The organism is Bacillus vallismortis, assembly GCF_040784915.1.
In the GTDB taxonomy this organism is placed as follows: domain Bacteria; phylum Bacillota; class Bacilli; order Bacillales; family Bacillaceae; genus Bacillus; species Bacillus subtilis_G.
Genome location: NZ_CP160797.1, coordinates 2778407 through 2792001, shown reverse-complemented (window position 1 = coordinate 2792001; position 13595 = coordinate 2778407). Strand labels below are relative to the sequence as shown.

At 46.2% G+C, this 13595-nt stretch carries 13 protein-coding genes; 12 read left to right on the top strand and 1 reads right to left on the bottom strand.

Annotated elements, in window-relative coordinates; genetic code table 11:
* Window positions 1–54: 54 nt before the first annotated feature.
* Window positions 55–819: a ThiF family adenylyltransferase gene (locus tag ABZM97_RS13750; protein WP_087992273.1), complete on the top strand. Its 765-nt coding sequence runs from the start codon at window positions 55–57 to the stop codon at window positions 817–819.
* Between the two features lie 43 nt (window positions 820–862).
* Here ABZM97_RS13750 and ABZM97_RS13745 read toward each other — a convergent pair whose 3' ends face one another.
* Window positions 863–2128: a replication-associated recombination protein A gene (locus ABZM97_RS13745; protein ID WP_367386882.1), complete on the bottom strand. Its 1266-nt coding sequence runs from the start codon at window positions 2126–2128 to the stop codon at window positions 863–865.
* A 200-nt stretch (window positions 2129–2328) separates the two neighbouring features.
* Here ABZM97_RS13745 and cymR point away from each other — a divergent pair, with 200 nt between their 5' ends.
* The 11 genes from cymR (at window position 2329) to ABZM97_RS13690 (ending at window position 13595) form a co-directional block, all read left to right on the top strand.
* On the top strand, window positions 2329–2745 hold the full coding sequence (gene cymR, locus ABZM97_RS13740; protein ID WP_003225879.1) for a cysteine metabolism transcriptional regulator CymR: 417 nt from the start codon (window positions 2329–2331) through the stop codon (window positions 2743–2745).
* Between the two features lie 18 nt (window positions 2746–2763).
* On the top strand, window positions 2764–3906 hold the full coding sequence (locus ABZM97_RS13735) for a cysteine desulfurase family protein (RefSeq protein WP_367386881.1): 1143 nt from the start codon (window positions 2764–2766) through the stop codon (window positions 3904–3906).
* 28 nt (window positions 3907–3934) lie between these two features.
* Window positions 3935–5050 (top strand): tRNA 2-thiouridine(34) synthase MnmA, encoded by a 1116-nt coding sequence (mnmA, locus tag ABZM97_RS13730; RefSeq protein WP_202327074.1) that lies wholly within the window; start codon window positions 3935–3937, stop codon window positions 5048–5050.
* An 85-nt stretch (window positions 5051–5135) separates the two neighbouring features.
* The gene (locus tag ABZM97_RS13725; protein WP_367387496.1) at window positions 5136–5756 is read left to right on the top strand and encodes a tetratricopeptide repeat protein; all 621 of its coding nucleotides are present in this window, start codon (window positions 5136–5138) and stop codon (window positions 5754–5756) included.
* Window positions 5757–5779: 23 nt separating this feature from the next.
* Window positions 5780–8176 (top strand): ATP-dependent RecD-like DNA helicase, encoded by a 2397-nt coding sequence (locus ABZM97_RS13720; RefSeq protein ID WP_202327077.1) that lies wholly within the window; start codon window positions 5780–5782, stop codon window positions 8174–8176.
* A 55-nt stretch (window positions 8177–8231) separates the two neighbouring features.
* Window positions 8232–8756: a PRC-barrel domain-containing protein gene (locus tag ABZM97_RS13715; RefSeq protein ID WP_087992267.1), complete on the top strand. Its 525-nt coding sequence runs from the start codon at window positions 8232–8234 to the stop codon at window positions 8754–8756.
* A gap of 11 nt (window positions 8757–8767) precedes the next feature.
* A complete protein-coding gene (locus ABZM97_RS13710) occupies window positions 8768–8959 on the top strand; it encodes a hypothetical protein (protein ID WP_087992266.1) in 192 nt (63 codons plus the stop codon).
* Window positions 8960–8980: 21 nt separating this feature from the next.
* Complete coding sequence (locus tag ABZM97_RS13705; RefSeq protein ID WP_087992265.1) at window positions 8981–9112, top strand: YrzQ family protein; 132 nt, start codon at window positions 8981–8983, stop codon at window positions 9110–9112.
* A gap of 96 nt (window positions 9113–9208) precedes the next feature.
* Window positions 9209–10270, top strand: a complete 1062-nt coding sequence (locus tag ABZM97_RS13700; protein WP_087992264.1) for an AI-2E family transporter — start codon at window positions 9209–9211, stop codon at window positions 10268–10270.
* Window positions 10271–10607: 337 nt separating this feature from the next.
* On the top strand, window positions 10608–13244 hold the full coding sequence (gene alaS / locus ABZM97_RS13695) for an alanine--tRNA ligase (RefSeq protein ID WP_202327079.1): 2637 nt from the start codon (window positions 10608–10610) through the stop codon (window positions 13242–13244).
* An 84-nt stretch (window positions 13245–13328) separates the two neighbouring features.
* Window positions 13329–13595: an IreB family regulatory phosphoprotein gene (locus ABZM97_RS13690; RefSeq protein ID WP_003225903.1), complete on the top strand. Its 267-nt coding sequence runs from the start codon at window positions 13329–13331 to the stop codon at window positions 13593–13595.

Here is a 13595-nt window from a genome sequence, read left to right as displayed (position 1 = left end):
CATGATTCAGCCATTTAATAGATGAAACCAGAATACGAATGTGGAGTGAGGTTCTTGTTACACCAGTTTTCACGCAATGAATTAGCTATCGGAAAAGAAGGCCTAGAAACGCTGAAAAACAGCACGGTTGCTGTGCTTGGGGTCGGCGGAGTCGGATCGTTCGCGGCGGAAGCTCTCGCGCGGTCAGGCGTCGGCCGCATTTTGCTTGTCGACAAAGATGATGTGGACATTACAAACGTAAACCGTCAGCTTCACGCGCTCCTTTCAACAGTCGGACAGCCGAAAGTTGATTTAATGAAAGCGCGGATCGCGGACATTAACCCGGAGTGTGAAGTGATCGCATTAAAAATGTTCTATACGGAAGAAACGTATGAGCAATTTTTTGAATATAAGCTTGATTATGTCATTGATGCGTCAGACACCATTCATTATAAAATCCATTTAATGAAAGAATGTTTGAAACGGGATATTCCGCTCATCTCCAGCATGGGCGCCGCCAATAAAACAGATCCGACACGCTTCCAAATCGCTGATATTTCAAAAACGCACACTGATCCCATTGCGAAGGTCGTCCGTACGAGATTACGGAAAGAGGGCATCAAAAAGGGTGTTCAAGTGATTTTCTCTGACGAAAGCCCGATTGTTATTCGGGAAGATGTCAGAAAAGAAGTGGGAAATGACGAAGCGAACATCCGCAAAGCAAAAATGCCGCCATCTTCTAATGCTTTTGTGCCGTCAGTTGCCGGTTTGATTATGGGCGGGCATGTTGTCATGGATCTTGTAAAAGACATTGAAATCAAACGCGTGAAGGATAAATAACGCATAGAAACAGCCTTGATGATGATTCAAGGCTGTTTTTGTTTTATTTTCTTTTCATTAATTTGTCATATACCTGCTTTAAGGCGGACTCGAACTTTCCTGTCTGTTTCGGCTTGTAATATTGCTTATTCTTTAAAGGATCAGGGAGATATTGCTGTTCGACCCATCCGTTGTCGTAATGATGCGGGTATTTATAGTCGATTCCTCTTCCTAATTCCTGAGCTCCTTTATAATGCGCGTCTTTTAAATGCTTAGGGACATCCCCGATTTTTCCGGATCTGATATCTGCAAGCGCCTCATCGATTGCCAGAATGGCTGAGTTTGATTTCGGCGAGAGGCAAAGTTCAATGACTGCGTTGGCCAGCGGAATTCGTGCTTCGGGAAATCCGACCCGCTCAGCAGTCTGAATAGCGTGCAGTACCCTGGGGCCAGCTTGGGGGCTTGCTAAGCCGATATCTTCATAGGCGATGACAAGCAGTCTTCTTGCAATGCTTTCCATATCACCAGCTTCAATTAATCTTGCCAAATAGTGAAGAGCTGCGTTGGCATCAGAGCCGCGGATCGATTTTTGAAAAGCGGATAAAACATCATAATGCGCGTCACCATCTTTATCGTGAGTAAAGCTCTTTTTCTGCAAACATTCTTCCGCGGTTTCTAATGTAATGTGAATCACACCGTCTGGTGACTCCTTTGTTGATAACACGGCCAACTCAAGCGCATTTAAAGCGGAGCGGACATCCCCTCCGCATCCGCGGGCAAAATGCTCCATCGCCTGATCATCAATGGATACAGTATAGGTGCCAAGGCCCCGATGCTCATCATGAAGCGCCCGTTCCAGAGCCTGTTTTATCAGTTCCGGTGTTAACGGCTCAAGCTCAAAGATCTGTGTCCGGCTTCTGATCGCCGGATTTATGGCATGATACGGGTTAGCCGTGGTTGCTCCGATCAAAATGATCATCCCGTTTTCTAAATAGGGCAAAAGAAAATCTTGTTTCCCTTTATCCAGCCTGTGAACTTCATCCAGAATCAAAATCACTTGGCCTGACATTTTAGCTTCCTGGGCTACGATTTCCATATCTTTTTTATTGTTAATGACAGCATTCAGCTTCCGAAAAGCAATACTTGTTGAACCGGCGATTGCTGTTGCGATTGATGTTTTTCCAATTCCGGGCGGCCCGTACAAAATCATGGATGACAAATGTTTTGCCTGAACCATTCTGCCGATCATTTTATCTTCAGCCACCAGATGCTGCTGGCCGATAATATCCTCAATTTTTGTCGGACGCATCCGATATGCCAATGGCTTCATCATCATCTCTCCTTACATAATTACAGGGTAACGGAAAACCGGACATTAGGAAAGAGGGAAGCCCGTTTCCCCCCGCCTCAATGAAAAATCGCTGAAGGTATGTTATAATAACAGTTGGTCTATTAGATAATAAACGGACGAATCATATAGAAATTACCATTATAAACGTGGAAAATCATGAAATAACAGAGGTGTTCATGTTGAAAATATCAACTAAGGGAAGATACGGGCTCACCATTATGATCGAGCTTGCAAAAAAGCATGGTGAAGGCCCGACTTCATTAAAAAGCATCGCACAGACGAATAATCTTTCCGAGCATTATTTGGAGCAGCTGGTATCGCCGCTCAGAAATGCCGGCTTAGTGAAAAGCATTAGAGGCGCATACGGCGGATATGTATTAGGCAGCGAGCCGGATGCGATCACGGCGGGAGATATTATCCGTGTACTCGAGGGGCCGATCAGTCCTGTTGAAGTGCTGGAAGACGAGGAGCCTGCCAAGCGGGAGCTCTGGATTCGTATACGTGATGCTGTGAAAGAGGTTTTAGACAGTACAACATTAGAGGATCTTGCCAGCTATACAGACGGAGAGCAAGAAGCTTATATGTTCTATATTTAGATCAGAGGTGCAAATATAATGGAACGGATTTATTTAGATCATGCCGCAACGTCTCCGATGGATGAGCGAGTGCTGGAAAAAATGATCCCTCATTTCTCCGGCAATTTTGGGAATCCATCCAGTATTCATTCATTTGGTAGAGAATCTCGAAAATGGGTGGACGAAGCAAGAGCTCAGATTGCAGCCGAAATCGGAGCGGCGGAGCAGGAGATCATTTTTACAAGCGGGGGGACGGAAGCTGATAACTTGGCCATTATGGGAACCGCGCTTGCAAGAAAAGATGTGGGCAGACACATCATTACGACAAAAATTGAGCATCACGCCGTGCTTCACGCTTGTGAAAAACTTGAGGAAGACGGATTTGAAGTTACGTATCTGGACGTTGGCCAAAATGGTAGAGTCAGTGCAAAACAGGTGAAAGAAGCACTGCGTGATGATACAATCCTTGTGACAGTGATGTATGGAAACAATGAAGTCGGAACAGTGCAGCCGATCGATGAAATCGGTGAGCTGCTGAAGGAACACCAGGCTTATTTTCATACCGATGCTGTACAGGCATTCGGGTTGCTGCCAATTGATGTGAACAACAGCCATATCGACCTTCTGTCTGTTTCTGGGCACAAGCTCAACGGGCCAAAAGGGACAGGCTTTTTATATGCAAGTAAAGATGTGAAGCTTTCCCCGCTCTTATTTGGGGGAGAGCAAGAAAGAAAACGCCGTGCCGGAACAGAAAATGTTCCCGGCATTGTCGGGCTGAAAGAAGCCATCAAGCTGTCAAGTGAAGAACGGGACGAAAAAAACAAGAAGTATCAATCGTTTAAAACAATCATCGCCGACACGCTTGAAAATGCCGGTGTGGCATTCGAGATCAACGGGGACAAAGAGCATTGCCTGCCGCATGTTCTGAACCTTTATTTCCCCGGTGTATCAGTGGAAGCGCTGCTGGTGAATCTGGATATGGCGGGAGTAGCTGTTTCAAGCGGATCAGCGTGCACGGCCGGTTCGGTCCTGCCGTCACATGTTCTGACTGCTATGTTCGGAGAAGAGAGTGACCGGCTGACGTCCTCAATTCGGATCAGCTTCGGCCTCGGCAATACCGCTGAGCAAGTGAAAACTGCTGCCAAACATGTGGCCGACGTTGTCAAACGGCTGACACAATAAGGCGGCTTAGTTATTGGAGTGAATGAAATTGGAAAAACGGCCGGAAGATACAAGAGTCGTCGTCGGTATGTCCGGCGGTGTAGACTCATCTGTGGCGGCCCTGCTGTTAAAAGAACAGGGCTATGATGTTATCGGAATCTTTATGAAAAACTGGGATGATACGGACGAAAACGGTTTTTGCACGGCGACAGAGGATTATGAAGATGTGATCCGCGTCTGCAACCAAATCGGAATTCCGTACTATGCCGTAAATTTTGAAAAGCAATATTATGAGAAGGTATTTCAATACTTCCTTGATGAATATAAAGCAGGCAGAACACCCAACCCGGATGTGCTATGCAACAAAGAAATTAAATTCAAGGCGTTTTTGGAGCACGCCCTGTCACTTGGCGCCGACTATCTAGCGACTGGCCACTATGCAAGGGTTGACAGAAGCGGCGGCAAAGTCAGAATGATGCGAGGCATTGATGAAAACAAAGATCAAACGTACTTCTTGAATCAGCTGACAGAAGATACGCTAAGCAAAGTCATGTTCCCGATCGGCGAGCTTCAAAAAAGCCGTGTGCGTGAAATTGCCAAAGAAGCAGATCTTGCTACGGCGGCGAAAAAAGACAGTACGGGCATCTGTTTTATCGGCGAGCGCAACTTCAAAACGTTTCTCAGCCAATATCTCCCTGCACAGCCGGGTGATATGATGACGATGGACGGCGAAGTAAAAGGACGCCACGACGGGTTGATGTACTATACGATCGGACAGCGTCACGGGCTTGGCATCGGCGGAAGCGGCGAGCCGTGGTTTGCGGTCGGTAAAGATCTTGAAAAGAACATCCTCTACGTGGATCAAGGGTTCCATAACCCGCTTCTTTATTCCGACAAAATTACAGCAACGAATATTAGCTGGGTTCGTCCGGACATCATGAAGGGCGAAGAGATTTCCTGCACGGCTAAATTCCGTTACCGTCAAGAAGATCATAAAGTGACGGTGCGCATGACGGGTGAAGGCGAAGCGGAAGTCATCTTTGATGAACAAGTCCGCGCTGTTACGCCGGGACAAGCCGTTGTCTTCTATGATGGCGAAGAATGCCTTGGCGGCGGAACAATTGATGATGTGTACAAAGATGGAACAAAATTGTGGTACGTATAAAAGATGAAAAACCTCAACACTGAGTTGGGGTTTTTTAATGAAAGGAAGATGGTCGGTGGATTATAATCAACTCGGTATAGAGGCGATGCAGGAAGGCGATTACGAGAAAGCGGCAGAGGCATTTGCAAAAGCGATTGAAGAAAATAAAGAAGACGCGATTCCGTATATCAACTTTGCTAACCTGCTTTCATCCGTAAACGAGCTGGAACGGGCGCTTGCGTTTTATGATAAAGCGCTTGAATTAGACAATAGCGCAGCCACTGCGTATTATGGGGCAGGAAATGTCTATGTTGTAAAAGAAATGTACAAAGAAGCGAAAGACATGTTTGAAAAAGCGCTTCGTGCCGGGATGGAAAACGGCGACCTGTTTTACATGCTCGGAACGGTTCTTGTCAAACTCGAACAACCTAAACTTGCACTGCCATATTTACAAAGAGCGGTCGAACTGAATGAAAACGATGCGGAAGCGCGCTTTCAATTTGGGATGTGCTTAGCGAACGAGGGCATGCTGGACGAAGCGCTCAGCCAGTTCACAGCTGTAACTGAGCTAAATCCGGGGCACGCTGATGCATTTTACAATGCCGGTGTCGCTTATGCATATAAAGAAAATCGAAAAAAAGCGCTGGAAATGCTGGACAAGGCGATCGCCATCCAGCCGGATCATATGCTTGCGCTTCATGCTAAAAAACTGATCGATCCATCATAACAGCACAGGAGGAGGGACAGCTCGTGCAGCAGCATCCGGATCAGCTTAACATGGAGGAAGAGCCCTATCTAAAAGGGACAGTCAACACAGTCATCTATCATAATGACACCAATTTATATACGGTTCTGAAAGTGAAAGTCAGAGAGACCTCCGAAGCCATTGAAGATAAAGCCGTATCCGTGACGGGCTACTTCCCTGCGCTTCAAGAAGAAGAGACCTACACGTTTTACGGAAAGATCGTAACCCATCCAAAATTCGGGCTCCAATTTCAGGCGGAGCATTTCAAAAAGGAGATTCCGACGACTAAAGAAGGCATCGTTCACTATTTATCGAGTGATTTGTTCGAGGGAATCGGCAAAAAAACAGCTGAAGAAATTGTGAAAAAACTGGGTGACAGCGCGATTAATAAAATACTAGCTGACACTTCAGTGCTTTACGATGTTCCAAGGCTGTCAAAAAAGAAGGCCGACACGCTAGCCGGCGCCCTGCAGCGGCATCAGGGACTGGAACAAATCATGATATCCCTTAATCAGTTTGGATTCGGTCCGCAGCTGTCTATGAAAATCTATCAAGCCTATGAATCGGAGACGCTTGAAAAGATTCAGGAAAACCCTTATCAGCTTGTGAAAGATGTAGAAGGCATCGGGTTTGGAAAAGCGGATGAACTGGGCAGCAGAATGGGGCTTTCGGGTAATCATCCTGAGCGGGTAAAAGCCGCCATTTTGTACACGCTTGAAACAACTTGTCTGTCAGATGGGCATACGTACATAGAAACGGAACAGCTCATTATCGATACCCAATCACTGTTAAATCAGTCAGCAAAGGAAGGGCAGCGCATCACAGAAATGGATGCAGCTAACGCGATTATTGCCCTTGGAGAAAATAAAGACATTGTCATAGAAGATGGCCGCTGTTATTTCCCATCGCTGTTTTACGCGGAACAAAATGTTGCGAAGCGCGTGAAACATATCGCAAGCCAAACCGAATATGACGACCAGTTTCCTGAATCAGAATTTCTGCTCGCTTTGGGAGAACTGGAGGAACGGATGAACGTTCAGTATGCCCCCAGCCAAAAGGAAGCGATTCAAAAAGCCCTTTCCTCGCCGATGCTGCTTTTAACGGGAGGCCCGGGAACAGGGAAAACGACGGTAATCAGAGGGATTGTCGAACTGTACGGAGAGCTTCACGGTGTGTCGCTAGACCCGTCAGCTTATAAAAAGGATGAAGTCTTTCCGATTGTATTGGCCGCACCGACAGGGAGAGCGGCGAAACGGATGAGTGAATCAACGGGCCTTCCGGCAGTCACGATTCACAGGCTCCTTGGCTGGAATGGCGCAGAGGGCTTTACCCATACAGAGGATCAGCCGATCGAAGGGAAGCTGTTAATCATCGATGAAGCGAGTATGCTTGATATATGGCTTGCAAACCATATGTTCAAGGCGATCCCTGATCATATTCAAATCATCATCGTCGGAGACGAAGATCAGCTGCCTTCTGTCGGTCCGGGCCAAGTGCTGAGAGACCTTTTGGCATCTCAGGTGATACCCACTGTGAGACTGACAGATATTTACCGCCAGGCGGAAGGATCATCAATCGTCGAGCTTGCCCATCAGATGAAAAATGGTTTGCTGCCAAACAATTTGACTGCCCCGACGAAGGACCGTTCCTTTATTCGCTGCGGAGGATCGCAAATTAAAGAGGTAGTTGAAAAGGTCGTCGCCAATGCATTGAAAAAAGGCTATACGGCAAAGGACATTCAGGTTCTCGCTCCGATGTACAGAGGAAAAGCCGGGATCAATGAACTAAATGTAATGCTGCAGGACATTTTAAATCCTCCTAAAGAAAAACGGAGGGAATTGAAATTCGGAGATGTTGTCTACAGAACCGGAGATAAAATTTTGCAGCTCGTCAATCAGCCGGAAAACAATGTATTCAACGGAGATATTGGCGAAATTACGTCGATATTTTATGCGAAGGAAAATACAGAAAAAGAAGATATGGCTGTCGTTTCTTTTGACGGGAATGAAATGACGTTTACGAAAAAAGACTTTAACCAGTTTACACACGCGTATTGTTGCTCTATTCATAAATCGCAGGGAAGTGAATTTCCGATTGTGGTTTTGCCTGTGGTGAAAGGCTATTATAGAATGCTCAGAAGAAACCTTCTTTATACCGCGATTACAAGAGCGAAGAAGTTTCTCATTTTATGCGGAGAAGAGGAGGCGCTGGAGTGGGGCGTGAAAAATAATGACGCAACGGTCAGGCAGACCGCCTTGAGAAACAGGCTCTCAATACAGATTGAGGAAATGGATGCTGAGCTTGAGGCTTTGCAAAAAGAGCTCCCATTCAGCGTACACGATGCCAATATTGGTATGGAAGGCATTACACCATTCGATTTTATGAAAGAAGGACAGCTGTAAAAGGCTCCCGCGCTGCGGGAGTTTTTTTATTTTGCGGTGGAAGTGATTTCATCGTATGAGTCTAAGGTGCAAAGCAAAACCTAAGCTTGTTCAACAAAAGGTGGTTGATCACACTTTGAGAACATGCCATGAGATAGAAGGATTCCCAGTATACTCAGAACGAACTTCTTGTTATCTTGGGACAATTTCCGATATTTGTTTTTCTCTTAAGGGAGATTGTCTCGGGTTTATTGTTGCACAAAAACGGTTTTTGCATCATCATCACGCGTTATTACGGGCGTGTGATATTTCTTGCATTCTTGATGACCGCATATTGGTCTCGATCAGTTCAGACCAGCTTCTGCCTCTTCCGAAATCATGCTTCACATACGAGCAGATGAAAATGAAGCTTGTAAAATCGCAAGAGGGAGATATATTGGGGATGCTGGAAGATGTATACTTTTGTTTGGACAGGGGCATAATCGTAGCATATGAACTCTCGGACGGTTTCTTTTCTGATCTGGCGGGAAGCAAGCATCAGATCCAAAGAGCGGATTCGCTTGTCGAGGTGCGGAAAGACGAGATCGTTCTGAACGGATAGAGGTGTGAGATATGCTTATATGCCCGAATTGCAAAAGTAAGGATATCGGGAAAATCGGCGTGAACCAATATTATTGCTGGAGCTGTTTTATTGAACTGACAGTAGCCAAAGGGAAGATTGCAACTCATCAGGTGGAAGAAGACGGAACGTTAAGCAGCTTAGATGATTTGTTTTCTGAGGATGAACGCAGCATCAATTTTTAATGATGAAGGGAGATGCGCAGGATGAATCGGACGATGACTTCTCTTTTGGCATTGGGAGCTGGGGCTCTCGTGTACCGAATGACGACTCAATCCAACATGCTGAATAATCGAAGCATGAAGCGGATGAGAAGAAGAATAACGAAAATGTTTTAAGTGAAAAAGGATACTCTCCGAAGAGTATCCTTTTTGTTATAAGGAGAGAGAATAATTCGTACCGTTCCTCAAAAGATATAGAAGAGGTGAAAGCAGATGCTTCAAAAACCGGTGCAGCTTTTGTTGTGGGTGGCCATTTGTTTGCTGGTCCTGTTAACAGTCTACGTCTTTTTTATGCTTGATGTGTTATGGTCGCCCTTTTGGCTCGTCATAAAAACAATCTTTATTCCCTTGATCATTTCAATTTTTATTTCTTATTTATTGCTCCCGGTCACGGAGTGGCTGCACGGCAAAGGATTGCCGAGGACCTTGAGCATCTTGGTTATTTATGTTCTTTTTTTTGGCGGAATTGGCTGGGCGCTGTATAAAGGGGTGCCTGTTTTAATTGTGCAGCTGACGGATTTATCTGAGAATATACCTATGTTTGCCGATACGTATAACGGGCTCCTTCTTCATGTGCATAACCATACTGATGACTGGCCGGACGGCATGCACCATCGGATAGATAAAATGATCCGCCAGACGGAGGCGTTTTTCGCGGGAGCGATCGAGGGTGCAATCAGCGGAATTCGCAACGTGCTTGATTACTTCATCATTGCGGCAACAATCCCTTTTCTCGTGTTTTATATGGTAAAGGATATTGAGTTGATGAAAAAGACGGTATGGTACTTGACTCCGAAGTCGTGGAGAAAGCGGGGCAGCGCCTTCTTGCGGGATGTGGATGACTCTCTTGGCGATTACGTCCGCGGCCAGCTTCTGGTCTGTTTCATTCTCGGCGTGCTGGCGGGCGTTACATTCTGGATATTTGGACTTCCCTATCCGTTGATCTTAGGCCTGATTTCAGGGATAACGAATGTCATACCTTATTTTGGTCCGTTTATCGGAGCGGTTCCGGCGCTTTTAATTGCGATGACGATCTCAGTGAATGCGATTCTTGTTGTGGTGATTACAGTGTTTACTCTGCAGTTTATGGAAGGGAATATCCTCAGTCCGTTCATTGTTGGCAGAAGCCTTAAAATGCATCCTGTCGTCATCATGCTTGCGCTGCTTGCCGGAGGAGAGCTTGCGGGAATCGTCGGGATGATTCTGGCTGTTCCTGCGACGGCTGTTTTAAAAGTGATGATGATCCATTTTTTGCGGATGAGGACGGAGCATTGACATTGACGTGCAGCTTGTCTATAATTTCTCGTAGAATACATACGAATCTCGAGTGACGGATCCGAGTACGCCGAAGCCCTGTTAAAGAGAGAAGCTCCGCAAGCTGAAAGGAGCTTTATCAGAAGATCGGAGGAAGCTAATCCTGAGTGCAGTTAATCACTGCCGCACATCCTGCGTTACAGGGTAAAAGGTGACGGGCGAATGATAAATGAAGCCCGTAATCAGGGTGGTACCGCGAGACAGCTCTCGTCCCTGTGTAAACGTGTGGTTTGCATAGGGGGAGGGCTTTTTTGCTGTCACTAAAGAGAATTTCGATTTTTATAGAGGAGGAAATACAATGAAACACCTAACTTCTGCTGAAGTTCGTCAAATGTTTTTGGATTTCTTTAAAGAAAAAGGACATGCGGTAGAGCCGAGCGCATCATTAGTGCCACATGAGGATCCTTCACTGCTTTGGATCAACAGCGGTGTTGCGACACTGAAAAAATATTTTGACGGCCGTGTCGTTCCGGAAAATCCAAGAATCGTAAACGCTCAAAAAGCGATCAGAACAAACGATATAGAAAATGTAGGTAAAACTGCGCGCCATCATACATTCTTTGAAATGCTCGGAAACTTTTCCATTGGCGATTATTTCAAAGAAGAAGCCATTACATGGGCTTGGGAGTTTTTAACCAGTGACAAGTGGATCGGTTTCGACAAAGAGCTTCTCTCTGTTACGGTTCACCCCGAGGATGAAGAGGCGTATGAGTACTGGGCGAAAAAAATCGGTATTCCTGAGGACAGAATTATCCGTCTTGAAGGGAACTTCTGGGACATCGGTGAAGGACCGAGCGGACCGAACACAGAGATCTTCTACGACCGCGGTGAAGCATACGGAAACGATCCGGAAGATCCGGAGCTTTACCCAGGCGGAGAAAACGACCGTTACCTGGAAGTATGGAATCTTGTGTTCTCTGAGTTCAACCATAACCCTGACGGCACGTACACGCCGCTTCCGAAGAAAAACATTGATACGGGCATGGGGCTTGAAAGAATGGTATCTGTCATCCAGAATGTTCCGACTAACTTTGATACCGATTTATTTGTTCCGATCATCAAAGCAACAGAAAGCATTTCTGGTGAAACATATGGCACAGACAATGTGAAAGATACTGCGTTTAAAGTGATTGCCGACCACATCAGAACGGTCGCCTTTGCTGTCAGTGACGGGGCGCTGCCGTCCAATGAAGGCCGCGGCTATGTCTTAAGACGCTTATTGCGCCGGGCAGTGCGTTATGCCAAAACAATCAACATCCACCGTCCGTTTATGTACGACTTAGTGCCGGTTGTTGCTGAAATCATGGCTGATTTCTATCCTGAAGTAAAAGAGAAAGCGGATTTTATCGCAAAAGTCATCAAAACTGAAGAAGAGCGCTTCCACGAAACTCTTAACGAAGGGCTTGCGATCTTGTCAGAAATGATCAAAAAAGAAAAAGGCAAGGGCAGCAGCGTGATTTCAGGGGCCGATGTGTTTAAACTGTACGATACGTATGGATTCCCAGTTGAGCTGACGGAAGAATACGCCGAAGACGAGAATATGACGGTTGACCATGAAGGCTTTGAAGAAGAAATGAATCAGCAGCGTGAACGGGCAAGAAACGCCCGCCAAGATGTCGGCAGCATGCAGGTGCAGGGCGGCGCATTGCGCGACGTGAGCGATGAAAGCACATTTGTCGGCTACTCTCAAACAAAAGCTGATGCCAGTGTCATTGTGCTTCTTCAAGACGGCCAATTCATTGAAGAGGCTCATGAAGGAGACAGCGTTCAAGTGATTCTTGATGAAACACCGTTCTATGCAGAAAGCGGCGGCCAAATCGGCGATAAAGGCTATCTCCGCAGCGAACAGGCAGTGGTAAGAATTAAAGATGTAAAAAAAGCGCCGAACGGCCAGCATGTGCATGAAGGTGTTGTGGAGAGCGGCACTGTTCAAAAAGGCCTGCATGTTACTGCTGAAGTTGAAGACCATATGAGAAGCGGCGTCATTAAAAACCATACGGCAACGCATTTATTGCATCAGGCATTGAAAGACGTTCTTGGAACTCATGTCAATCAGGCGGGATCTCTTGTGACTGAAAACCGCCTTCGTTTTGATTTCTCGCACTTTGGTCAAGTGACAAAAGAAGAGCTTGAACAAATTGAAAGAATCGTAAACGAAAAGATCTGGGCGAGTATCCCGGTCAGCATTGATTTAAAACCGATCGCTGAAGCAAAAGAAATGGGCGCGATGGCTCTGTTCGGCGAAAAATACGGCGATATTGTCCGTGTCGTTCAAGTCGGAGATTACAGTTTAGAGCTGTGCGGCGGATGCCATGTCAGAAACACAGCGGAAATCGGCTTGTTTAAAGTGGCTTCTGAATCTGGAATCGGCGCGGGCACAAGACGGATTGAAGCTGTAACGGGGCAAGGCGCTTACGAAGAAATGAACAGCCAAATTTCAGTATTGAAGCACGCTGCAGACGAGCTGAAAACAAATATCAAAGAAGTGCCGAAACGGGTTGCGGCTCTGCAGGCTGAACTGAAGGAAGCACAAAGAGAAAATGAATCTCTTCTTGCGAAACTAGGCAACGTGGAAGCAGGAGCGATTCTGTCAAAAGTGAAAGATGTTGACGGTGTGAGTGTGCTTGCGGAAAAAGTAAATGCGAAAGACATGAATCATCTCCGCGCAATGGTGGACGAACTGAAAGCGAAGATTGGATCTGCGGTGATTGTGCTCGGTGCGGTACAAAACGATAAAGTCAATATTTCCGCCGGCGTAACAAAGGATCTCATTGAGAAAGGCCTACATGCCGGCAAGCTGGTCAAACAAGCTGCGGAAGTTTGCGGCGGTGGCGGCGGAGGCCGTCCGGATATGGCGCAGGCAGGCGGCAAACAGCCGGAAAAATTAGAAGAAGCTTTGACTTCTGTAGAAGATTGGGTCAAATCCGTTTTATAATTTGCCCATGTAGTGTAGAATGATGGTAAGATTAGGACCCCAGGCTGAACTTTGCCTGCGAATTTGGGAAAGAGGTGCAAAACGGTGAGCTCGTTTGATAAAACGATGAAATTTAATTTCTCCGATGATTCTGCTGAGACTAACGTAAATGAAGTGCTGATTACAGTGTATGACGCGCTTCAGGAAAAGGGCTACAATCCAATCAATCAGATTGTCGGATACTTGCTGTCAGGTGATCCCGCTTATATTCCTAGGCATCGTGACGCTCGTAATTTAATTCGCAAACTTGAAAGAGACGAATTAATCGAGGAATTGGTGAAGTCTTATTTAGAACAGCATAAAGAGGCGTAA